The 21,454-nt window shown below is 69.6% G+C and carries 25 protein-coding genes and 2 pseudogenes; 12 read left to right on the forward strand and 15 right to left on the reverse strand.

Annotated features, from left to right (window positions below; all coding sequences use genetic code 11):
• Window positions 1-130 precede the first annotated feature (130 nt).
• From ACFKCF_RS56595 to pafA, 3 genes are all read left to right on the forward strand, one after another.
• The gene (locus tag ACFKCF_RS56595; protein WP_394505141.1) at window positions 131-1,579 is read left to right on the forward strand and encodes a glycoside hydrolase family 43 protein; all 1,449 of its coding nucleotides are present in this window, start codon (window positions 131-133) and stop codon (window positions 1,577-1,579) included.
• A 238-nt stretch (window positions 1,580-1,817) separates the two neighbouring features.
• Window positions 1,818-3,251 carry an RICIN domain-containing protein gene (locus tag ACFKCF_RS56600; protein ID WP_394505142.1) on the forward strand — a complete coding sequence of 478 codons (1,434 nt, stop codon included), beginning with the start codon at window positions 1,818-1,820 and terminating at the stop codon, window positions 3,249-3,251.
• 443 nt (window positions 3,252-3,694) lie between these two features.
• Window positions 3,695-5,053 (forward strand): Pup--protein ligase, encoded by a 1,359-nt coding sequence (gene pafA, locus ACFKCF_RS56605; RefSeq protein WP_394505144.1) that lies wholly within the window; start codon window positions 3,695-3,697, stop codon window positions 5,051-5,053.
• Window positions 5,054-5,140: 87 nt separating this feature from the next.
• Here pafA and ACFKCF_RS56610 read toward each other — a convergent pair whose 3' ends face one another.
• From ACFKCF_RS56610 to ACFKCF_RS56640, 7 genes are all read right to left on the reverse strand, one after another.
• On the reverse strand, window positions 5,141-5,488 hold the full coding sequence (locus tag ACFKCF_RS56610) for a hypothetical protein (RefSeq protein ID WP_394505146.1): 348 nt from the start codon (window positions 5,486-5,488) through the stop codon (window positions 5,141-5,143).
• A gap of 261 nt (window positions 5,489-5,749) precedes the next feature.
• Window positions 5,750-6,265 carry a hypothetical protein gene (locus ACFKCF_RS56615; protein ID WP_394505147.1) on the reverse strand — a complete coding sequence of 172 codons (516 nt, stop codon included), beginning with the start codon at window positions 6,263-6,265 and terminating at the stop codon, window positions 5,750-5,752.
• Window positions 6,255-6,683, reverse strand: coding sequence for a MarR family winged helix-turn-helix transcriptional regulator (locus ACFKCF_RS56620; protein WP_394505148.1), 429 nt, complete (start codon window positions 6,681-6,683; stop codon window positions 6,255-6,257). The genes ACFKCF_RS56615 and ACFKCF_RS56620 overlap by 11 nt, the downstream gene beginning before the upstream one ends.
• Window positions 6,684-7,010: 327 nt before the next feature.
• Window positions 7,011-7,409 carry a VOC family protein gene (locus ACFKCF_RS56625; RefSeq protein WP_394505150.1) on the reverse strand — a complete coding sequence of 133 codons (399 nt, stop codon included), beginning with the start codon at window positions 7,407-7,409 and terminating at the stop codon, window positions 7,011-7,013.
• Window positions 7,406-8,209, reverse strand: a complete 804-nt coding sequence (locus ACFKCF_RS56630; RefSeq protein WP_394505152.1) for a metalloregulator ArsR/SmtB family transcription factor — start codon at window positions 8,207-8,209, stop codon at window positions 7,406-7,408. Before ACFKCF_RS56630 ends, ACFKCF_RS56625 begins: the two co-directional genes overlap by 4 nt.
• A gap of 118 nt (window positions 8,210-8,327) precedes the next feature.
• On the reverse strand, window positions 8,328-8,543 hold the full coding sequence (locus ACFKCF_RS56635) for a DUF3703 domain-containing protein (RefSeq protein ID WP_394505154.1): 216 nt from the start codon (window positions 8,541-8,543) through the stop codon (window positions 8,328-8,330).
• 237 nt (window positions 8,544-8,780) lie between these two features.
• A complete protein-coding gene (locus ACFKCF_RS56640) occupies window positions 8,781-9,962 on the reverse strand; it encodes a cytochrome P450 (RefSeq protein WP_394505156.1) in 1,182 nt (393 codons plus the stop codon).
• 87 nt (window positions 9,963-10,049) lie between these two features.
• Here ACFKCF_RS56640 and ACFKCF_RS56645 point away from each other — a divergent pair, with 87 nt between their 5' ends.
• A complete protein-coding gene (locus tag ACFKCF_RS56645) occupies window positions 10,050-10,655 on the forward strand; it encodes a TetR/AcrR family transcriptional regulator (RefSeq protein ID WP_394505157.1) in 606 nt (201 codons plus the stop codon).
• A 228-nt stretch (window positions 10,656-10,883) separates the two neighbouring features.
• Here the strand turns inward: ACFKCF_RS56645 and ACFKCF_RS56650 are convergent, their stop codons facing one another.
• The 3 genes from ACFKCF_RS56650 to ACFKCF_RS56660 all read right to left on the reverse strand — a co-directional run bounded on the left by ACFKCF_RS56650 (window position 10,884) and on the right by ACFKCF_RS56660 (window position 12,778).
• On the reverse strand, window positions 10,884-11,300 hold the full coding sequence (locus ACFKCF_RS56650) for a DUF6223 family protein (protein ID WP_394505159.1): 417 nt from the start codon (window positions 11,298-11,300) through the stop codon (window positions 10,884-10,886).
• A 167-nt stretch (window positions 11,301-11,467) separates the two neighbouring features.
• Complete coding sequence (locus tag ACFKCF_RS56655) at window positions 11,468-12,127, reverse strand: sulfotransferase family protein (protein WP_394505161.1); 660 nt, start codon at window positions 12,125-12,127, stop codon at window positions 11,468-11,470.
• Window positions 12,128-12,376: 249 nt separating this feature from the next.
• On the reverse strand, window positions 12,377-12,778 hold the full coding sequence (locus ACFKCF_RS56660) for a DUF6223 family protein (protein ID WP_394505162.1): 402 nt from the start codon (window positions 12,776-12,778) through the stop codon (window positions 12,377-12,379).
• Between the two features lie 273 nt (window positions 12,779-13,051).
• On the opposite strand from ACFKCF_RS56660, the gene ACFKCF_RS56665 reads away from it, so the two are divergent.
• From ACFKCF_RS56665 to ACFKCF_RS56675, 3 genes are all read left to right on the forward strand, one after another.
• Window positions 13,052-14,305 (forward strand): sensor histidine kinase, encoded by a 1,254-nt coding sequence (locus tag ACFKCF_RS56665; RefSeq protein ID WP_394505164.1) that lies wholly within the window; start codon window positions 13,052-13,054, stop codon window positions 14,303-14,305.
• Window positions 14,302-14,985: a response regulator gene (locus ACFKCF_RS56670; protein WP_394505165.1), complete on the forward strand. Its 684-nt coding sequence runs from the start codon at window positions 14,302-14,304 to the stop codon at window positions 14,983-14,985. The genes ACFKCF_RS56665 and ACFKCF_RS56670 overlap by 4 nt, the downstream gene beginning before the upstream one ends.
• Before the next feature lie 261 nt (window positions 14,986-15,246).
• Window positions 15,247-15,855 carry a 2-phosphosulfolactate phosphatase gene (locus tag ACFKCF_RS56675; protein WP_394505214.1) on the forward strand — a complete coding sequence of 203 codons (609 nt, stop codon included), beginning with the start codon at window positions 15,247-15,249 and terminating at the stop codon, window positions 15,853-15,855.
• 116 nt (window positions 15,856-15,971) lie between these two features.
• Here ACFKCF_RS56675 and ccsB read toward each other — a convergent pair whose 3' ends face one another.
• Window positions 15,972-16,661 carry a c-type cytochrome biogenesis protein CcsB gene (ccsB, locus tag ACFKCF_RS56680; protein WP_394505167.1) on the reverse strand — a complete coding sequence of 230 codons (690 nt, stop codon included), beginning with the start codon at window positions 16,659-16,661 and terminating at the stop codon, window positions 15,972-15,974.
• 43 nt (window positions 16,662-16,704) lie between these two features.
• Complete coding sequence (locus ACFKCF_RS56685; RefSeq protein WP_394505169.1) at window positions 16,705-16,863, reverse strand: hypothetical protein; 159 nt, start codon at window positions 16,861-16,863, stop codon at window positions 16,705-16,707.
• A gap of 203 nt (window positions 16,864-17,066) precedes the next feature.
• Between ACFKCF_RS56685 and ACFKCF_RS56690 the strand changes: the two are divergent.
• From ACFKCF_RS56690 to ACFKCF_RS56705, 4 genes and pseudogenes are all read left to right on the forward strand, one after another.
• Window positions 17,067-17,423 (forward strand): annotated as a pseudogene (locus tag ACFKCF_RS56690) (MFS transporter); the annotation flags it as partial.
• A 122-nt stretch (window positions 17,424-17,545) separates the two neighbouring features.
• Window positions 17,546-18,295: an MFS transporter gene (locus tag ACFKCF_RS56695; protein ID WP_394505170.1), complete on the forward strand. Its 750-nt coding sequence runs from the start codon at window positions 17,546-17,548 to the stop codon at window positions 18,293-18,295.
• Window positions 18,279-18,656, forward strand: a complete 378-nt coding sequence (locus ACFKCF_RS56700; protein ID WP_394505172.1) for a BlaI/MecI/CopY family transcriptional regulator — start codon at window positions 18,279-18,281, stop codon at window positions 18,654-18,656. Before ACFKCF_RS56695 ends, ACFKCF_RS56700 begins: the two co-directional genes overlap by 17 nt.
• On the forward strand, window positions 18,653-19,564 hold the full coding sequence (locus ACFKCF_RS56705) for a M56 family metallopeptidase (RefSeq protein ID WP_394505174.1): 912 nt from the start codon (window positions 18,653-18,655) through the stop codon (window positions 19,562-19,564). The genes ACFKCF_RS56700 and ACFKCF_RS56705 overlap by 4 nt, the downstream gene beginning before the upstream one ends.
• Window positions 19,565-19,572: 8 nt before the next feature.
• On the opposite strand, the gene ACFKCF_RS56710 is transcribed toward ACFKCF_RS56705, so the two are convergent.
• Window positions 19,573-20,220, reverse strand: a complete 648-nt coding sequence (locus tag ACFKCF_RS56710) for a class I SAM-dependent methyltransferase (protein ID WP_394505176.1) — start codon at window positions 20,218-20,220, stop codon at window positions 19,573-19,575.
• Between the two features lie 116 nt (window positions 20,221-20,336).
• On the opposite strand from ACFKCF_RS56710, the gene ACFKCF_RS56715 reads away from it, so the two are divergent.
• The gene (locus tag ACFKCF_RS56715) at window positions 20,337-20,894 is read left to right on the forward strand and encodes a TetR/AcrR family transcriptional regulator (RefSeq protein WP_394505178.1); all 558 of its coding nucleotides are present in this window, start codon (window positions 20,337-20,339) and stop codon (window positions 20,892-20,894) included.
• On the opposite strand, the gene ACFKCF_RS56720 is transcribed toward ACFKCF_RS56715, so the two are convergent.
• Both ACFKCF_RS56720 and ACFKCF_RS56725 read right to left on the reverse strand, forming a co-directional pair.
• Entirely contained in the window at window positions 20,826-21,239 is a 414-nt protein-coding gene (locus ACFKCF_RS56720; protein ID WP_394505220.1) for a hypothetical protein, read from the reverse strand. The two genes, ACFKCF_RS56715 and ACFKCF_RS56720, sit on opposite strands and share 69 nt — an antisense overlap.
• Window positions 21,228-21,387, reverse strand: a pseudogene (locus ACFKCF_RS56725) (ISL3 family transposase); the annotation flags it as partial. The gene ACFKCF_RS56720 and the pseudogene ACFKCF_RS56725, both read right to left, overlap by 12 nt.
• Window positions 21,388-21,454 lie beyond the last annotated feature (67 nt).

The following is a 21,454-nucleotide window of genomic DNA, read 5'->3' on the forward strand; positions in this document are numbered from 1 at the left end:
GCACATGCCGGGACGTGTCCGGCGCCTCGACCGCCGACGGAGCCGACACCCGCAGTACACCTGCGGTCGCGGCACCAACCAGCAGTGGACCCGCACCTCCTCCTGACCCCACCGCACCCTCGGAGCGACCATGACACACCTCTTACGGCGAACGGCGCTGATCGGCCTGGCCGGCGCCCTGCTGCTCGCCCTCGGCCTCACCGTTCTCGAACGCTCTGCCAAGGCCGCCGCCGCCTACACCGCCTATCTGATGGCGCACTTCACCGGCGAGAGCGCCAACGGCGAGCAGATCTACTTCGCCACCAGCACCGACGGCCTGCACTGGACCGATCTCAACAGTTCGCTGCCGGTGCTTACCTCCAGCATCGGCGAACTCGGCGTCCGCGACCCCGCCATCGTCCGTGCGCCGTCCGGCGACCGGTTCTATCTGATCGCCACCGACCTGCGTATCGCCGCCGGCAAGGGCTGGGACGTCGCCCAGCACGATGGCAGCACCTCGCTCGTCGTATGGGAGTCACCTGACCTCGTCACCTGGTCGGCGCCGCGCCTGGTGAACGTCGCCGGGACCATACCCGACGCCGGCTGCGCGTGGGCGCCCGAGGCGATCTACGACCCGGCGAGCGGTGACTACGTCGTCTACTGGGCGACGATCTCGCCGCGGAACGGTGTCGACAAAGCCCGCATCTACTACTCCCGCACCCGCGACTTCCGCACGTTCACCGCCGCGCAACTCTACATCGACCGGCCGGGCACCCAGGGCATCATCGACACGCAGATCCTGGAGATCCCGGGCAGCGTTGGCGGCTACCGCTACATCCGCGCGTCCGGCGACGGTCAGATCACGATCGAGGGCAGCAACCAGATCCTCACCGGCTGGACCCGGCTCGGCGACATCTCCCACCTCGGCTACACGGGCGCGCAGGTCGAAGGCCCGATCCTGCACCAGTACAACGGCCGCGACGAGTGGGGCCTGTGGGTCGACCAGTACGCCGCGGGCCGCGGCTACCTTCCGCTGACCACGACCAATCTCGCCGCTCCCAGCGGCTACCGCGTCCGCGTCGCCTCGGAATACGCGCTCGGCGCCAGTCGCAAACGGCACGGTTCGATCATTGGCATCACCCAGGCGGAGCTCACCGCGCTGCAGGCCAAGTGGGGCGGTCCCGCCTCGGCCGGTACCCGGCGCCTGCAGTCGGTCAACTTCCCCGACCGCTACCTGCGGCACAGCAACTTCGATGTCCGTATCGACCCGAACGTGAGCCCGCTCGCCGACTCGCAGTGGCGTATCGTGCCGGGCCTGGCCGACCCGGCGGGGGTGTCGCTTGAGTCGTCGAACTTCCCCGGCTGGTACCTGCGGCACTACGACTACGACTTCGTTCTGGCCAAGTATGACGGCACCGCCACCTTCCGCGGGGACGCGACCTTCCGCCGGGTGGCGGGCCTGGCCGACTCCTCGGCGGCGTCGTTCCAGTCGTACAACTTCCCGGACCGGTACATCCGCCATTCCAACTACCTGCTTCGCCTGGATCCGATCAGCACGGCCACCGGTCGCGCGGACGCCACCTTCCGGATCACCAGCTGATTCCTCCGGTGGCAGGGAGCGTCGCACAGCGATCGGTGCAGCCCGGGCCGGGGGCCGCCGGCCCTGCTCCTGGAGCAGCACGATGCGGCCCGGACGTACGTCAGCAACATGATCTTCACAGACCCAGGAACTCAGATCTAGTGATGGGAATTTCATGACACCGACCACGTCTGACGCTTACTCGTCTGGACCGTCGCGGAGCACCCGGTCGTTGCGCCGGTCGCTGGTCCCTCTTCTGGTGACCGCGCTCGCCGCAGTGGCGGCCCTCGTCATTCCCGCGCCGCCGGCCAATGCCGCCACCAGCCAATTCCGAGGCATGAACTGGGCCGTGCTGGGTGACAACTTCAGCACCGGTACGCTCGTCGTGCAGGGCCTGAGCCAGTCCGACAGCAACGCGACGGTACGGGCCAAGGCCGACGCCCTCTACGACGACATGGCCTCCACCATGGGGGTCAACACCGTCCGGCTGCCTATCAACACTCACACTGTGGCCAACACGACCTGGTGGAACGCCTACCGCGGAGCCATTGACGCCGCCACCGCTCGTGGCTTCAAGGTCATCCTCGCCTATTGGGAGGACGGCGCCGCCTCCGGCGGCAAGATCACGAACCTCGCCGCTTGGAACACGATGTGGTCCAGCGTGACCAACACGTACGGCTCGAACAGCAACGTCTACTTCGAGCCGATGAACGAGCCGCACGGCTACACCTCGGCCGAGTGGCGCGACGTCGCCGCCAACTGGCTGGCCTACCACTATTCGGCACCGGCGAACCGGGTGCTCATCAGCGGCACCGGCTACAGCCAGGACCTGCGGGACGTCTGCAACGACAGCCGCTTCAACTCGACGCTGCTGTCCTTCCACCATTACGCCTTCTTCTACGGCGCGATGACCTACGACGCCTTCCGAACCCACATTCAGACGCGTCTGGGCAACTGCGCCTCCCGCGCGGTCGCGACCGAGTTCGGCGCACCGATGTCTACCGGCCTCAACTACGGCGACGCCAACAGCACCGACAACTTCGTGCGCCATATCCGCGCCATGGCCCAAGTCATGCGCGACAACCAGATGGGCGGCACCTACTGGCCCGCCCTCGGCGGCAAGCCGGGCAACATCGGCTACGACTGGTACTCGATGTACGCCCTGAGCGGCAGCGGCACCAATCTCAACCTGACCGTCCGCAACGCCTCCGGCGCTGACCGGATCCGATATGGCTGGGGCGACACCATCGGCGGTCCCACCCCTCCGCCGACGGTCTACACGATAAACGCGCGCCACAGCGGCAAGGCCATGGACGTCCAGCAACCGAACACCGACAACGGTGCGCGCGTCGGCCAGTACACGTACGGCGGCAACGCGTGGCAGCAGTGGCAGTTCCAGGACGCCGGCAGCGGCTACTGGCGCATCGTCAGCCGCCACAGCGGAAAGTGCCTTGATGTGGTGAGCGCTTCGACCGCCGACGGTGCCGAGCTCATCCAGTACACCTGCGGCACGGGCACCAACCAGCAGTTCCAGATGGTCGCCAACGGCAGCTACTTCCAGCTCCGGGCACGACACAGCAGCAAATGCGTGGACGTACCGTCCGCATCGACCGCGGACGGCGTGATCCTCAAGCAGTATCCGTGCAACACCGGCACCAATCAGCAGTGGTCGCGCACGGCCGTCTCGACGTGACCGCGGACCCGCGGTGGGGGGTGCTGCAGCCCCCGCTGGAAGGCGAGGTCACCGATCGCCTCGGCTCATCGAGCAGAAGCAGACATCAGCAGCCCTGCTGAGGGCCGCTGTGGCATAGGACCGTCTCCACGGTTTGAGGGGATTGACGTGCAGGAGGTCGATCGACGATCGCCAACCTGGGCGCTGCGGCCGGCCCTGCGTCAACCGATGCAGCTCGCGGAGGGGATGGCTTGGCACGCTGGGATGTGATCCCCGCCGGTGTGGGAAGGATCATCGTCCTTGATCGTCCGGCAAGGGCCGCGGCGTGCTCCAGCCAGACTCCATTGCAAGCCGGCCTCGTGGCGCATGTGTTGTCGGTTTTCCGGGTACCCACACATCGATCCCCGGCCGGGTCCGGCGAAAGAAGATCTCCCCGTCGCGGGCCGGGAGAATGGTGTGAGGTAGTGGATCGACGCATCTTCGGTCTGGAGAACGAGTACGGTGTCACGTGCACGTTCCGGGGTCAACGCAGGCTGTCTCCGGACGAGGTGGCGCGCTACCTGTTCCGGCGGGTGGTGTCCTGGGGCCGGTCGAGCAACGTGTTCCTGCCCAACGGCGCCCGCCTGTATCTGGACGTGGGAAGCCATCCCGAGTACGCCACCCCCGAGTGCGACAACGTCGTGGAGCTGGTCACCCATGACAAGGCCGGGGAGCGGATCCTGGAGGGGCTGCTGGTCGACGCCGAGAAGCGGCTCCGCGAGGAGGGCATCGCCGGCGACATCTACCTGTTCAAGAACAACACCGACTCGGCCGGCAACTCCTACGGCTGCCATGAGAACTACTGTGTGGGCCGGCAAGGGGAGTTCGGGCGGCTGGCCGATGTACTGATCCCGTTCCTGGTCACCCGGCAGATCATCTGCGGCGCGGGGAAGGTGCTGCAGACCCCGCGGGGCGCGGTCTACTGCTTGTCGCAGCGCGCCGAGCACATCTGGGAGGGGGTGTCGTCGGCGACGACCCGGTCCCGGCCGATCATCAACACCCGTGACGAGCCGCACGGCGACGCCGAGCGGTTCCGCCGCCTGCACGTCATCGTCGGCGACTCGAACATGAGCGAGACCACGATGTTGCTCAAGGTCGGCGCGACCGATCTGGTGCTGCGCATGGTGGAGGCCGGGATCGTGATGCGCGACATGAGCCTGGAGAACCCGATTCGGGCGATCCGCGAGGTCTCGCACGACATGACCGGGCGGCGGCGGGTCCGGCTGGCCAACGGGCGTGAGGCGTCGTCGCTGGAGATCCAGCAGGAGTACCTGGGCAAGGCCAAGGACTTCGTGGATCGGCGGGGCGGCGACGTGATCGCGCGGAGGGTGCTGGAGCTGTGGGAGCGCACCCTGCGGGCGGTGGAGACCGGCGACCTGGACACGGTGTCCCGGGAGATCGACTGGGTCACCAAGTACCAGCTCATCGAGCGGTACCGGAAGAAGTACGACCTGCCGCTGTCCTCGCCCCGGGTGGCCCAGCTCGACCTTGCCTACCACGACGTGCACCGTAAGCGCGGGCTGTTCTACCTGCTGCAGCGGCGCGGCGCGGTGGAGCGGGTGGCCTCCGACATCAAGATCTTCGAGGCCAAGTCGGTGCCGCCGCAGACGACCAGGGCGCGGCTGCGCGGCGAGTTCATCCGCAGGGCGCAGGAGAAGCGGCGCGACTTCACCGTCGACTGGGTGCACCTGAAGCTCAACGACCAGGCGCAGCGCACCGTGCTGTGCAAGGACCCGTTCCGCAGCGTCGACGAGAGGGTGGACAAACTCATCGCCAGCATGTGACCGGGTGGGGCCGGCAGCGCGCGCAACTCCTCACGCGTGATGTGATCCATCACTTTCCTTCCCTGGCGGGCTTGCAGTACGTCCTCGTCATGCGGACGCCGCCGCGCCCACGCGGGCCTGTAGCGCGTCCAATACCTCGGTCTGTTCCGGCGGCACCCCCACCACCAGCGCCAGGCTGCCGTCGGAGATGGTGAGGGTGAAGGTGAAGAACGAGCAGCAACCATTCTCCCGTGCCATCAGTTCGGCGGCGCGGGCGGCGATGTCGGGGGTGAAGACGAGCTCCAGGCGTAGCCGGGTGCGTTCCGGCCGAGACAGAGCCTGCACCGCCTCGGCGAACAAGGCGTCGAGTTCGGCCACCCGCAGCGGCTGCTCGGGGGTGGGCAGGGTGCAGGCTGAGGGCACCCATTCCTGGTCAAGGGCGATGTTCTGAGTCATGCCTCGACGGTAAGCCTGTACCTGGGTACCGAATGCAAGCCTCCGAAGGACCTTCGTGCGTTTTGGCCGACGGGACTCCGATGCACCGGCGGGTAATCGACTGTGTGGCGAAGAGAGTTGACCGGGTCGACGATGAAGTGCCGGCCCTTGCCCGTACGGCGTCCTTTGGAGGCGCCGGGGCGGGTGACATTTGAACCATACCTGGGCATGGTATGCGCAGAATAGGTGGATCCGGTGGAAAGAGGAGTCTGGGGTGTGAGGTCAGCTGTGTTCGGCGTGCTGGCCGTGGTCGGTGACCTGGGCGTCGAACCAGGCGTGCAGCGCGTTGACCAGAGCCGGGTCGGTGGAGGTGTAGGTGATCCGGGCACCCGCGGGCACCTCGGTGTAGCGGATGTCGATGCGGCTGTGGCCTTGTTCGAGGTCGCGCAGGCCCGGCATCTCGCCGCCGTGGATGGAGGCGGGGTCACCGTAGTCGCCCTTGCTGAAGCCCGCCGCCTCGGCGGTCAGGTGCTCGCGGATCAGCTTGACCTGCTGGGCGTCGGCCGCATCGTCCGAGGTGACCGTCTGCGTGCCGCCGGTGGCGGCCTTGGCGAACCGGTGCGTGGTGCGCTCCAGATCGAACGGCATCACCTTCCGGCTCCTGGCCGCGATCTCCGCCTGCCGGGCGGCCAGCGCCTGCTGATCGCCCCGGTTGATGAGAACGTACGCCGTCGCAGCGACGACAACGGCCGCGAGCGCGGCGACGAGTGCCTGCACGCGATGGTTCCTAAGTTTCATCGATGGCCTCCGTGAGGATGGTCAGGGCGCGCAACACGTCAGCGCGTTCGCCCTCGGGAACACGGTCCAAAATGGCGGAGAACCGCTTCGCCCTGGCCTTGGCCAGCTGCTCCGCGGCGTTCACTCCTTGCGGGGTGAGCTGGACGAGCACGCCCCGCCCGTCGTCCGGGGCAGGGGTGCGCTCGGCCCAGCCGCGGTTGATGAGCTGGGTGACCAGGCGGCTGGTGCTGCTCTTCTCCAGGCGGAGCCGGTGCGCCAGGTCGCTCTGCCGCAAAGCGCCGTCCCGGGCAAGCTCGCCCAGTGCGTGAGCCTCCGATACCGGGATGGGCTGCCCGCAAGGGGTCTGGTCGGGTTGATGAAGACCAAAGGCTCGGACGAACCGCGCCACGGTCTCCAGCAACTGCATCTCCTCCGACATGGTTCGACTATACAACTAAAATCGTTGTAGCTTGCAACCAGATGGCGGGCGTGGGGAGCCGAGCAGGCGGGACGGACGGGTGGTTCGGATGTGGCACAGGCGATGGCGGTCCCGGCCGGGAGGGCAAAGGCAGGGACTCCTCGGTGCGCGGCATCTGCCGGGTGCCCGACGGCGAGGCTGTCATGGCGGCGGTGGTGAGCGAGTTCGTCTGCGGTCGGGCAAGCATGTGGACGGGGCCGAGCACGAGGTCAGCGGGCGAGCCGGTCGGTGGCCCGCCGGCCCACCCATGGAGCACGAGGCCGAGGGGCCGTCGCGTAGAGGCGTTGCTCAGGGGGTGGGCCCGGGCCGACTGGCGGACTGGAACAGTTCGATCAGGTTGCCGGCGGGGTCGGCGAGCAGGATCTGGCGTCCGCCGGGGCCGGAGACCACGTCGCTGTGGAATGACAGGCCTGCGTCGCGCAGCCGGGCGATCTCGGTGTCCAGGTCGTCGACGACCAGGTGGATGCGGTTGCGGCCGGCGCCGGCGGCCTGGTCGGGGGTGGCGCGGGCGCCGGAGCTGGTGGGCCCGGACAGCAACAACCGCAGCGGCCCGCGTACCACGTCGGCGAAAGCGGGCGCCGCGCTGAAGTTCAGGGTGAAGCCGAGATGGGTGGTGTAGAAGTCGATGGCCGCTCGGACGTCGTCGACGATGTAACGGACGCTAGCGACCTGGTCGGCTGCTGTCATGGCTGGACCTCCCGGTGCGGGGTGGGCAGAAGGACGGGTTGCAGGTATCGGATGCGGGTGTCGATCTCCGCGGCGGCGCGGTCGAAGGCGGGACAGCTGTCCCGGGCCGTGGTGTCGCCGTTGGCGGCGGCGGGGTCGGGGATGCTCCAGTGCAGGCGTTGCGAGTGATCGTCGAAGTCGCGGCGGACCTCGCGGACCTTGTCGCACAGGCTGATCACATAGTCGAAGGGGCGGCCGGTCATCGTGTCCAGATGCCGTGGACGCTGGTCGGCGATGTCGATGCCGTACTGCCGGCGCAGCACCCGCACGGCGTCGGGGTGCAGGTGCGCTTTGGGGTGACTGCCGGCGCTGGTCACCTCGGCGCGGTTGCCGACGCGGTGGCGCAGCAGGGCCTCGGCGATGGGTGAACGGGCGCTGTTACCGGTGCACATGAACAGCACGGAAGGCACCGCTGATGTTTCGGCCGCGGTTGTTCCTGCCGCTTTCGCGGGCTCGGTGGGGAGCAGCCGCAGCGCGGGGTGCAGCGCGGCACCGGCGGCGGCCAGTGCCTGCGCACAGCTCTCCAGGTCCAGGTGGTAGTAGCTGTCGCGGCCGTCGAAGCTGCTGCGGCGGGCCTCGACCAGCCCGGCCGAGCGCAGCAGCCGCAGATGGTAGGAGATGAGGTTCTGCGGCTGGCCGAGCAGGGCGACGAGCTCCCGTACGCGCAGGTCGCTGCGCGCCAGTTCGCTCAGGAGCCGCCAGCGCACCTCATGGGCGGCCAACTGGACGAATGTGGGCGGAACGGTTTGACCGGGCACCATGCTTCGGATAATACATCAAACCCATTTGATGGAATTTCGATGGGTGTGCTGACCACCAAGGATCGTCCGACGAAGGTCAGCAAGGCGGAGCGGGCGGGGTTCATCACAGGCCGCAGCGTCAGTTGACGGCCTGTAGCAGGAGGGCCAGGTCCTCGGGGATGAGCATGGGTGGGGTGAGCCCGACGGTGGCACGGCCGGTGTTGCCGTCGGGGTAGCGGCCGGGCGCGCGGTGGCGGTGCGGGCGGCGCGCATCTCGAAGCGGTAGGCGGTGCGTATGCGAGTGGGCGTCGGGCGGCCGATCATAGGGAAATTCTCCGAGGTAGGCGAGCAGCACCCCTGCGCCTGCTCGCGCAACCGCTGTTCCGGCCCCGCCGCCACCACCCGTGCCACCTCGGCCGGGTAATGCGCGAAGTTGCCGCCGTGCCCGGCGCCGACCTCGACCACCTCATCGGTCAGGCCCGCCGGCAGCGATCGGCGGCGTTCGGTCATGCCGCCTTCGTCCATGGCGGCGGCCATCTTGGGATACCTCCGGCCGAAGATCGGCCGCCGTACGTTCGTCTCGCCATGGTGGTCACCAGGTGACGGGCAGGGCGGTGAGGCCGCCGGTGAGCACGTTCGGGTTGAAGGTCAGCTCCTCCACCGCGCAGCCGAGCTTCAGGGTGGGGAAGCGGGCGACGAGCTGGGAGAAGACGGCCTGCAGCTCGATGCGGGCCAGTGGCGCGCCGATGCAGTAGCGGGCGCCGTGGCCGAAGGTCAGGTGCGGTGCCGGCGGCCGGTCGAGGTCGAATCGGTCGGGGTCGGCGAAGACGGCGACGTCGTGGTTGGCCGCGCCGGTGTCCAGCAGCACCAGGTCCCCTTCCCGTACGTGGACTCCGGCGATCACCAGGTCGATGCGGGCGTAGCGGGGGATACCGCTGCCACCTAGACCAGGCGCGCGCAGAATCTCTTCCACGGCGGCGTCGATCCGGGACGGGTCGTCCACGAGGGCCGCCCACTGGCCGGGAGTGGTCAACAGCCACAGCGCGCCGTTGCCGATCACGGTGACCGTGGTCTCGTGCCCGGCGAACAGCAGCGTCATGCCCATCGCGGCGGCATCGTCGTCGCTGACGCCGTCGGTGGCGGCCAGCCGGGAGATCACATCGGCGTCCACTTCCCCTGCGGCGCGCTTGCGGGCCACCAGTTGCTGCCCGTAGCTGAACAGCTCGGCCAGCCCCTGCTCGGAGCGGGCCCGGTCGGTGATGTCGGCGGCTGCCTGCGTCCAGGCGCGAAACTGTGCCCGGTCCTCGAACGGGACGCCGAGCAACTCGCAGATGACCGCGATCGGTAGCGGCAGGGCGAGTGCGGCGTGCAGGTCGGCGGGCGGACCGGCGGCGGCCATCTCGTCCAGCAGGTTCGCCGCGAGCGTCTCGACGCGGCCGCGCAGCGCGCGCATGCGCTTGGGCGAGAAGTGCGGCTGCAGCAGCGAGCGCATCCGCCGGTGGTCGGCCTGTTCGGTGTCGAAGTCGCCCAGCGGGCCGCCGAACAGCGCTGACTCGCCGGTGCGGGAGGCGCGGTCGGGCTCGCGGTGGGCGCGGCCGAGCCGGTCGTCATCCAGCAGAGCGCGTACCTGCTCATATCCGGTCACCAGCCAGGCCGGGTCGCCGACGGCGGTGCGGATGGCGTGGATCGGGCCTTGGGCCTGCAGCCGGCGCAGCCGCGGCGCCGGCTGCATCGGGCCGGGCTGCTGGAACGGCAGTCGGACGGGTTCGGACACGACTCCCCCAGGAGGTAGACGCAGATTTGTATACTTCAATGTCTAAAAAGCTACATGTATACTTCTGCTTCTACAAGTGGAGGTGGGATGAGCACTCCCGACGCAGGCGACACCGGCCCTGAGGCTGTCCCGGCTTCCCCGGTGCGGCGGCTGCGGCGCGCCGAGCGGCGTGAGCAGATCCTGGACGCCGCCACCCGCGCCTTCGCCCGCGCCGGCTACGCCGCCACCGGCCTTGACGACATCGCCGCCGAGGCCGAGCTGACCCGGGCGATGCTGTATCGGCACTTCGACTCCAAGGCCGACCTGTACCGAGCCGTGCTCGACCGGGCGTGCGTGCGACTGGCCGAGGCCACCGGCACCGACGACTTCGACGAACGCGCCCTCCCTGCCCTCGTGCGCGCTGCCACCGCCGACCCCGACGGCTTCAGGCTGCTGTTCCGCTACGCGGCCCGAGAGCCCGACTTCCGCGAGCTGATCGACTCCATGACCGCCGCCTCCCGCGAGGTCGCCCGCCGCAACCTGGCCAGGAGGATCGCCGCGGGCCCTTGGCTGGACTGGGCCGCGAACCTGATCCCCACCCTGACGATCGAGGCCGTCATCGCCTGGCTGGATGCCGGCCAGCCCGACCCGGACCAGGCCGCTCGGCGCATCGAGCAGGCCGTACACGGTGTCATGGCCGCCGCCCAACCTTGAGCCGTCCAGCAGCAGGAAAGCGTTTCACGATCATCCCGTCTGAGATGGGTCACGGCATCGGCCCTCCCGCTCGCTCTGGGACGTCAGTCCTGGTCACCGGAGTCAAACGGCGCTCAGCTCGTGCGTCGGCGGGCCGGACGGCCTGGAAGGGAGAGGTTCTCTCGGCAAGGTGGTGGGCGCGATGAACCGACCGATGCCGGCGGGAATCGTGACCGGCTCGGTGCCGGGTCAGGCGGTGCGGCGGGAGCGGGCCAGAGCCAGCCCACCGAGGACCATGGCGATCGGTCCGACCACCAGGTCCACATAGCCCCCGACTATTCCGTAGCCGGTGCCGGGACCACCATCGGCGGCGGCCACGACCAGCCCCCCGATGACCGTGCAGGACAGCCCCGCCACCAGCGCCACGATGGCCCCTCGTCTCCCGGTGCCGGCGCCGATACGACCGGCGGAGCGGGCCAGAGCCAACCCGCCGATGACGACGCCGGCCAGCCCCAGCAGCGCGGCCACCGCGGACCAGAGGCGGCCGGAGGTCAAGGTGTAAGCACCGACGGGCTGGACCAAAACGTGCGCGGCTGCCGGTGTGGCGAGCCACACCATTCCGAGCAGGGTAGCTGCGGCGGTGGCCAGCAAGTGACGGACAGACATGAGGATTCTTTCTCTCGAATGACGGGCGTCGGCAGCGCGGTGGATCGCCTATGCCGGCCGAGGGCCGGTGACGAGCGCGAGCGCCTGGGAGGGGTTTCACGGAATCGCATGTGCGACCTCCGCGCCCCTCCGCAGGACGGTCCTGTGGAAAGGCGCGGTGATGCCGTTCAGTCGTGCGTGCCGGAAAGGAAAGCCGGGTCGATGCTGCCATCGGTCAACAGTTGTCGCAGCGCGCGCTGCATGGTCTCGGAGTCGTTGAGGTGCGGGAACGGCTCGCCGGCGGGAGCGTCGACGCCCAGGAACCGGCAGAGCGGCTCCCAGCCCTCGCGGACGTCGAACACCAGGAGGCGATCCGCGGGCAAACTCTGCTGGACAAGGGCCACGTGACGGTGGAACGCCGCTACCGCGATCTCTTCGTCGGGCATGCCTCGCTGGAAGTCCCAGGTGTCGCCGAAGGTGGACTCTCCGATGAGATCGAGAACCGGGCGGAGCCTCTCCATCGTCCTGAGTATCGCGGCCCCCGCTTCAGGCAGATCCGGCGGCACGTCCCGGCGGGTGGCGATCAGAGCCTGCATGCTGACATACCAGCGACGCGGATCGCGGACGGTCAGGACGACCTTCGCGTCCGGGTAGACCTCCGCCTGCTCGCGCCAGAAGAAGCTGGCCGGCCAGTCCTGGGTGGATCCGTAGCCGTCGAGCACGCTGTCCCAGTCCAGCGGCAGGCCGGAGGCGGCGGGCAGCCACCGGTCGACGTGGTGGGGATTGCTCCCGATTTCGGCCATGTGATAGCAGGGCCCGAATCCCAGCCTTTCCAGCGCGGTCTTCATCGATCTGGTTCCGGTACGCGGGAATCCCGCGCCGATCACGTGTAACACGTCAGCCTCCTGCTGTTGCAGCCGCGGCGTTCACCTTTCGGCAGCCATTGATCGCGGCCTTGGCGTAGGTGTCGGACAAGCAGGGCAGCCGCACCTGCCCGCACCTACATGCGTACAAGATCACGAGAAGCGGCCCCCGTAACGGTGATCGAGGTGTGTGCGGCCATCGGAGCCTCGATCGTGCGCTTGTGTTCGCTGAGGTCAGCCGCTCAGCTCGGTGCGGCGGGAGCGGGCCAGAGCCAGCCCGCCGAGGACCGCACCGACCAGCCCGAGCACCAGGGCCACGGCCGCTCCGAACACTCCGTTGCCGGTGCCGAGACCACCGTCGGCGACAGCCAGTTTCACCGCGCCATTGAGCCCGCCGATCAGCCCCGCAACCAGGGCCACGATGGCTCCCCTCCGCCCGCCGTTGCCGAAACGACGGACAGAGCGCATCGCCAGCCAGCCGATGACCACGCCGCCCAGCGCCACCACTGCGGCCACGCTGGCCCAGATTCGCGCAGGGGTCCCGAGGAACGTATCGACACCCTGGCCCGCGCATTCTGCCGGCGACGTACAGACTGGCGAGGCCGCCTGCGCGGCAAGCACCAACAGGACGGACATTGAGCATCCTTTCGGTCGAATGACGGGCGACGGCAGCGTGCGCAGCGTGGTGACTCGGCCCATGCCGGTCGAGGTCCCGGTGACGAGCGAACGCCTGGGAGGGGTTTCTCGGGATCGATCATCGCGCCGTCGAGGCGGCCACGGCCTCCGACAGCGGATGGCAGCCTCTACGCAGTTCTGCGTAGACGACTCGTGCCTCGGTACGCCCGTCGTCGTAGGCGGCCGCGCGTCTGGGCGGAGTGTTCTCACGGGCGGGGACCGTAGGATCGCGGCATGGAACGCCGCGTGATGTCGTTGCGCCTGCCGGTGCCGGCGCAGGAGGTGTTGCTCGCGCTCTTCATCACCGTGATGCAGGTTCAGGGCACGATGGTCCGCAATGCCGGAGAGGCGGTGCAGCGTCCCCTTACCGACCTCGGAAACCTGGGATATGTCCTGCTGATCGTGAGTGGCCTGGTCGTCGCCGTCCGCCGCCGGTGGCCGGTGCCGGTGTTCGTCACCGCCGCGCTCGCCAGCTTGGTGTACTACCTCCTGGACTTCCCGGACGGGCCCGGCTGGCTCGGGCTCTTCGTCGCCCTCTACACCCTCGCCGCCTACGGTGACGGGCGCCGGTCGCTGATGATCGCCGGTGTGGGCACCTCGGTGCTCGCCGTCGTCTGGCTGGTCGCCGCGGCCGACATCGAGCCACGCGCCGCCATCGGCTGGGTGTACTTCCGGATCGGCGCGTCGGTCATGAGCGCGGCCCTTGGCGAGTCCGTCCGGTCCCGACAGGTCATCGCGGCCGAAGCCCAGGAGCGCGCCGAGTTGGCTGAACGGACTCGCGAGGAGGAAGCGCGGGCGCGGGTGGGCGCCGAACGGCTCCGGATCGCGCGCGAGGTCCACGACACCGTCGCGCACGCCATAGCGATCATCAACGTCCAGTCCGGTGTCACCGCGCACGTGCTCGACAAGCGGCCGCAAATGGCACGCGAGGCGCTACGCGCCATTGAGCAGACCAGTTCCCGGGCGCTGCGGGAGATGCGGGCCATCCTCGGGGTACTCCGTGACGACGACGGTGACGGCGACGGGCGGGTGCCGTACCCCGGACTGGGGCAGATCGACGAACTGGCCGCCAAGGCACGTGAGGCGGGACTCGACATCAAGGTCGAGGAGACCTCGCCCACGGCGCCGTTGCCCAGCGCGGTGGGAAGTGCCGCCTACCGAATCGTTCAGGAATCGATCACCAACGTGGTCCGCCACGTCGGTCCGACGCAAGTGACGGTAGCGCTGAACCCCGGGATCGAGGCCTTGGAGATCCGCGTGACCGATGAGGGCCGCCGTGCCGCCCCAGATGATGACTCCGCGGATCCGCGCCTACCGGCCCGGCATCCGAGCGGTACGGGCAGCTCGGCCAAGCCGGGCCGCGGGATCGTCGGTATGCGCGAGCGCTGTCAACTGCTGGGCGGAGAACTCGACGCCGGGCCCATTCCAGGCGGCGGTTTCGAAGTCAGGGCACGGCTGCCCCTCGCGCCGACCGGGTCGCGCCCATGAACGCGGCGGCCGCCCCACCGATCAAGGTGCTGCTCGCCGACGACGAGGGTCTCGTGCGATCCGGGTTCAAGGTCCTGCTCGACCTCGAGGACGACATCACTGTGGTGGGGGAAGCCACCAACGGCGCCGAAGCCGTCGAACGGGCCCGCGCCACCCGCCCCGACGTCGTCCTCATGGACATCCGCATGCCCAAGGTGGACGGGATCCAAGCCACCGCCCAGATCGCCGGGACGCACGGGTTGGAGCAGGTCCGTGTCCTCATCCTCACCACCTACGACACCGACGAGTACGTCTTCGACGCCTTGCAGGCCGGTGCCAGCGGCTTCCTGCTCAAAGACGCCGGGCCGGCCGAGCTCCTGCATGCCGTCCGGGTGGTCGCCGCCGGAGACGCGCTGCTCGCGCCGCGGATCACCCGACGCCTTATCGGCCAGTTCACCGCGCGACGAACAGCTGCCCGGGCCGCGGAGGACCGGCTCGCGGTGCTGACCGAGCGCGAGCGCGAAGTGCTGGCCCTGGTGGGGCAGGGCCTGAGCAACCACGAGATCGGTGCCGCGTTGTTTCTCAGCCCGGCGACCGCGCGTACCCATGTCAGCCGCGCGATGGCGAAACTGGGCGCGCGCGACCGTGCGCAACTGGTCGTCATCGCTTACCGAACAGGACTGGTCAGCCCTGCGATGTAAGGCACGGCCACGCCGCGTTCGCGCAGCGACCGGACGTAGATGATCATGTCTTGTAGCCGCGGGCCACTTTCGCGACGCAGGCAGCCGGAGGTGTTGTGTTCCGAGACCGTCGACATGATGCGTATCACTGTCTGGAGGCTTCGGGTCGGGTATGCGCGATCATGAGTGGATGGACGCTCGTTTCCTTGGTATCACTGATCTGGCCGAAGCCCCGTCCGTGGCGGTCGTGGTCGACGTCATGCGTGCTTTCACCGTGGCTGCCTGGGCCTTTGCCCGGGGGCGGAAAAGATCGTTCTTGCTGAGTCGCTGGACGAGGCCCTGGCGCTCAAGGCGCGCCATCGGGATTGGGTGGCGCTCAAAGACGGTCCGCCCGCGCCCGGGTTCGACACCGTCAACTCGCCGGGCCTGCTGCGGTCTCTTGACCTTGGCGGACGGACCGTTGTGCAGAAAACCACGGCAGGGACGGTCGGCGCCCTTGCGGTCAAGGAGGCGTCGCTGGTGCTGTGTGCCAGCTTCGTGGTGGCGGAGGCAACGGCTCGGCTCTTGCGGACGCACAGGAGTGACAGCGTCACGTTCGTGGTCACTGGCGAAGATGGGCAGGCCGATGAAGATCTGGCGTGTGCTCAATACATCGCTCGGAGGGTCACTGAGGCTGGGACGGATGCTGCTGAGTTCCTCCGCCGCGCTGCCGAGTCGCGCGCCGCTGTCGAGCTGGCGGAGGGGTTGCGTCAAGGAGTCCATCCTGATGACGTTGCGCTCTGTCTTGAGGTCGACCGGTTCCCCTTTGCCATGATGGCGACCTTGGAAGGCTCGCTCATGGTCCTGCGTCCACGCGCGATGCCTTCGCTGGTTGGCGAGGACCCGGTCTGATCGCTGGTGAGGTCTGCTTTCGGCATGCGCGAGCGAGCGCCCTGCCGGGTGGCGGTCTCAGCTGCATGTCCCGATGGCGGTGGTCGACCCGATCGACGCCGAGATCATCGATGCGCTCATAGGCCGGAGTACGAGTGCAACGATGTGAACAGCAGGTTGACCCCGACCAGGTTGAAGATCAGGCAGGCGTAGGCGGCGATGGCGATGGTCGCGGTGCGCTTGGAGTTCCAGCCCTTGGTGGCGCGGGCGTGCAGGTAGGCGGCGTAGACGACCCAGGTGATGAAGGCCCAGACCTCTTTGGGGTCCCAGCCCCAGTAGCGGCCCCAGGCGCTATCGGCCCAGATGGCGCCGGCGATGACGGCGAAGGTCCAGACCGGGAAGGCGAAGGAGTGCAGGCCGCGGGCCAGCTTGTCGAGCTGGGCGGAGCCCAGACCGTGGACGGTGCCGCGGTGCTCGGCGCGCAGGAACAAGGTCGAGGCGATCGCGCCGAGAGTGAACGCGCCGGAGGCGGCGACCGCCGAGGTGACGTGGATGGCCAGCCAGGCCGAACGTAACGCGGGGATCAGAGGCCCGGCCTGGGTGTAGAGGCCGGTCATGGCCGAGCCGAGGGTGGCGGCGACGCCGGCCGCGACGTAGAGGCCGAGCACCCTAGCCTCGCGGCGCAGGCGGATGAGCACAAGGTACGACACCGCCGCGGCCAAGGCGCAGGCGGTGATGAACTCATACATGCTGCTCAGCGGTACCGCCCCGATGGCCGCGCCGCGCAGCGCCACCGCGGTGGCGTGCAGCGCGATGGCGGTCAGCATGATGGTGCTTGCCGGGCGGGTGCCGGAAGGCGCGTTGGTGGATTCAAGGGCGGCCGGCGGTGGTGACGAGCACCCGGCTGGGGTGCCGGGCCGGTGAGCGGCCGAACGCCTGCGCGGCGGCGAACGCCGGCACGGCGACGACGTATCCGACGAGCGCCACGAACATGAGCGCGTCGCTCGCTCCTGCGAACCACTGATCCATCGATGATCTCCACCCTCCAGCGTTTCCGCCGGTCGGAGTGGTCATGGCGTTGGCTGAACGCAGTCGCTGGGGGTCGGCGGTGCTGGTACTGGCCGCCTTTTCCATAGCTGTGATGACGGGTCGGTTGCTGCAGGTCTGGCAGGAGCAGCCATGAGGTGGCCATGCCATGGCTGCGGGAACGTCGCTGTGGTGGGGGAGGCGTGATGCGGCGTTCTGCGCAGCTGGTCGTCTCGGCCGTGGTGTTCGTGGATCTGCTGGGGTTCACGGTCATCCTGCCCGCGCTGCCGTTCTTCGCGACCCGGCTGGGTGCGGGCGGCGCCGCTTTCGGCTTGGTGATGAGCGCGTACTCCATCGCTCAGGCGGTGTGCGCGCCGCTGCTGGGACGGCTGTCCGATCGGTATGGCAGGCGGCGGCTGGTGCTGCTGGCGCTGGCCGGTTCGGCGGCGTCGCTGGCGCTGACCGGGGCGGCGAGCTCGCTGGTGATGCTGTTGGCGTGCCGGGTGCTGGCGGGGGCGTGCAGCGGGAGCATCTCTGTCGCCCAGGCGTATCTGGCCGACGCGGTGCCGGCCGAGCGGCGGACCGGCGCGATGGCGCACATGGGGGCGGCCATCGGCCTGGCGTTTCGTCGTCGGCCCGGCGCTCGGCGCGCTACTGGCGCCGTGGGGGTTCGCCGCCTGCGCCTATGGCGCCGCCGCTCTGGCCGCGGCCAATCTGCTGGCCGCGGCCCTGTGGCTGCCCGAACCCCCCCCGCCCGCGCCCCACCGCTCGCACACCTGGACAGGCTCACCCGCCTGGCACCGGTACGAACCGCACCTCGCCCGCCACGGAGACGGCGGTGTACGGGCGCGGTGTGGCACTGCTGGCCGGGGCCGGATTCCTGGCGATGGCGGCGTTCGTCGGGATGGAGACGACGCTGGCTTTCGTGGGGCAGGCCCGGTACGGCTGGGATGCCGGGACCGTCGGCCTGGTGCCGGCGGCTGCCGGCCTGGCCATGGCAGGGGTACAGGCCGGGCTGGTCGCACGACTGTCGCGCCGGTGGGGCGAGGCCCGCGTCGCCGCGCTCGGCGCGGCGGTGATGGCCGCATGCCTGCCGGTGATCCCGCTGGCGCCCGGGCCGTGGCCGGTAGTAGCCGTTTGCCTGCTGTCGGCGGGCCACGGGCTGCTCACCCCTACCCTGGCCAGTTTGCTCGCGGCGGCCGGGCCTGACGGGTGGCGCGGGGCGCGGTTGGGCATCGGCCAGTCCGCCGCGGCCGGCGGGCGGATCTTCGGCCCGGCCGCCGCTGGGCTATTGTTCGACCTCGGGGCGGTGCTGCCGTACCTGGCGGGGGCGGTCATGGCCGGGCTCGCGCTGACCGCGACGCTGGCCCTGCCTGCCACCCGTGACAGGGAACGGCCGGTGACAGTGGAGGAGACGCGTGAACAGCCTGGGTGATCTCGAACGCCGCATCATGGACGTGCTGTGGGACAGCGAGCCCTGGCTGACCGTGCGCGAGGTGGTCACCCGTCTCAGCGATCGCGACCTGGCCTACACCACCGTGATGACGGTGATGAACCGGCTGACCGGCAAGGACTTCCTGCTGCGCGAGCGCACCGAGGACGGCCGGACCTGGCGGTACCGGCCGGCCGCCGGGCGTGAGGCGTACGTGGCCGAGCTGATGTTGTCGGCTCTGTCGGAGACCGGCGACCGGATCGCCGCGCTGAGCCACTTCGCCCGCTCGGTCACCGTCGAGGAGGCCGAGGCGCTGCGCGAGGCGCTGCCTGACGAGGCGGGCCCATACCGGGAGCGGCCGTGACCTATGCCGCGCACCACCTCATCACGCTGGCCCTGGCCCGGGCCGCTGCGGCAGCGATGGCGCACGCCCACTGGAGTGCTCGCGCACCGCGCACCGCCGTGCTGATCTGGCAGGCGGTCGCGCTGTCGGCGGTCGCCTCGCTGATCGGCGCCGCCCTGGCCGTGGGGCTGGCGCCGTACCGGCTGGGCATCGTGCCCGCGCTGGCCCGCTTCGGCGCCGACCTGACCCGCGGGGAGCTGCCCGCGGGCCTGTCAGCCGGGCACCTGGTGGCCGTCGCGATGGGCCTGGGCCTGACCGCCTGGGTGCTGGTCGCGTTCGCGCTGACCTGCCGCGCGCTGGCCAGGCTGCGAGTACGGCAGCGGACCTTGCTGCGGCTGGTCGCCCGCACCGATCCGGGCGCGTACGAGGCGCTGGTAGTCGAGCATCCCGCGGTGGCCGCGTACTGCGTGCCGGGCAGGCAGCCGGCGATCGTGGTCAGCACCGGCGCGCTCGGCCTGCTGCGCCCCGACGAGCTGGCCGCCGTGCTGGCCCACGAGCGCGCGCACGCCCGCGAACGGCACGACCTCGTGCTCCTGCCGTTCGCCGTGCTGGAGCGCGCCTTTCCGTGGAGCCGCGCCGTAGGTGTCATGCGGCGGCGGGTGGCGACGCTGGTGGAGATGCGCGCCGACGACCGCGCCGCCCGGACACACGGTCACGCCACCCTTTCGGCGGCGCTGCGCCGCTTCCGTGCCAGCGAGCGCCTGCCGTCACCGGCGGGCACCCTCGGCGCCGGCGCGGAGGACATCGACGCCCGCCTCGACCGGCTGGCCGCGCCCGTCAGGACCCCGCTCGCGCTGCGTGCCCTGCTGCTGGCGATCGCCCTGACCGTGGTCAGCACGCCGTTGAGCCTGTTCCTCCTGCCCATGTGACCCCGGTGTCATGGCCGCGTGGCGCGGACGTAGTAGAGCAGGTACGGCAGGTCGCCTTCGGACTCCACATGGAACCCGGCGTCGGGGATCAGGGGGCCGAGCAGGTCGCGCGGGTCGTGTCGCATGGCCGGCCCGGACAGCGCGCCGATGACGTGCCTGGCCAGAGGGTTGGCCGGTGGGCGGAACTCGGCGATGAGCAGCCGGCCGCCAGGCCGGAGCACCCGGAACATCTCGCGCAGCGCCTCCGGCCGCGCGTCGGCGGGGATGTGGTGCACGGCCAGGCTGGAGATCACCAGGTCGAACGAGCCGTCGGGGAACGGCAGGTCCTGGCCTTCGGCCTGCACGTAGGTGCAGTTTCCTGAGGCATGCCGGGTGGCGTACTCGATCATCGCGGGGGAGGGGTCGACGCCCGTGACGTGGCCGCTGGGCGCGACGACCGGGGCGAGGATGCGGCTGAGGTAGCCGGTGCCGCAGCCGACGTCCAGAATGCGATCGCCCGCTCGCGGCTTGGCGGCCGTGGCCACGCGGGTGAAGGCGGCGCGGCGGCTCCCCGCGAAGGCGATCGAGGCGAAGATCTCGTAAGCGCGCGGACGATCGATGGTGCCGCCCGCGTCGGCGCGCTCCTCGTGTCTGTGTAGCAGCTTTCCCAACCCCATGGCGTTCCCTCCTCTTTGCTGAACAACCTGTTCGGTTATGAATCATGTGTTCATAATGGAGCCTCGTCAACGACCAGATCGGCCGTGGTGTGCGGTTCTGAACAGTGGGTGAGGAAGTGTCCGGAGACAGGCGGGTGCGGCGGACGCGGCGGATGGTCCAGGAAGCGCTCGTGGCGCTGATCCTGGAGAAGGGCTACGACGCGGTGACCGTCACCGACATCATCGACCGTGCGGACGTGGGCCGCTCCACCTTCTACTCGCACTTCGTGGACAAGCAGGACGTGCTGTTCAGCAATCTCGACGAGCTGGGCTTCCTTCATCCCGCGCCGCCTGCCCGAGCCGGGGAGCTTTTCACGTTCAGCCTGCCGATGTTCGAGCACGTGCGCGAGCGGTGGCCGCTGGTCCAAGCGCTGCTGGGCCGGCGCGGCGGCGTGGGCCTGGTGCACGCCCGCGGCGAGCAGTTGCTGACCGCCGTCGTCAGGGACGAGTTGGTGGCCGCGGGCGCGCGGGTGTCCGCCTCGCTCGATCTGCTGGTCGTGTGTGTGGTCGGCGCGTTCATGGGGCTGCTGCGGGCGTGGGTGGACGGCGAGACCACCGCTTCGCCTTCAGAGCTGGACGCCGCCTTCCGGGCGGCGGTCGAGCCCGGCGTGCGGGCGGCGCTGGGTCAGGAGTAGCTCAGGACGAGGGGTACCGCCAGGAAGGCGAGGACCGCCCGTCCAGAACGCGCCCGCACCCGGGGCGCCCGCGACCGAGCCGAACACGGCCACCAGGGCAGGCACCACGGGCTGGGCTCCCCCCCAGGGTGATCCTTGGAAGGCGATCCAGCGCGGCCGTTCGGGCTCGGGAGCGAAGTCGGCCACGAGGGCCTGCCGGCGTCCGAGCAGCAACCCGTTGGCGGCCGTGGACGTGAGGTAGGCCGCCGCGGTCAGCCACGCCTGGTCGGTGAGCGCCATGGCCAGGGCGAGCAGGCCGAGCAGCACGGTGCCGCCGCCGAGCACGATCTTGTAACGCTCGAGCAACCCGGGCACCTGCTCACGAAACGTCTGCCGAGGGCATCCTCCACGCCGGGCACGGCACCACTGCATTGCGAGTACGAGCCATGACCCGAACGAGGTCGTCCTCGTCCTTCACTTCCTCGATGACCAGGGCAGACAGTCCCGCAAACACCACACCGGCAAGATCGTTGATCTTCAGCACGGCCCGGCTGGCAGCTGATCACCCAGCGCCATCACCG

Source organism: Nonomuraea sp. JJY05, assembly GCF_043496855.1.
Lineage (GTDB): Bacteria > Actinomycetota > Actinomycetes > Streptosporangiales > Streptosporangiaceae > Nonomuraea.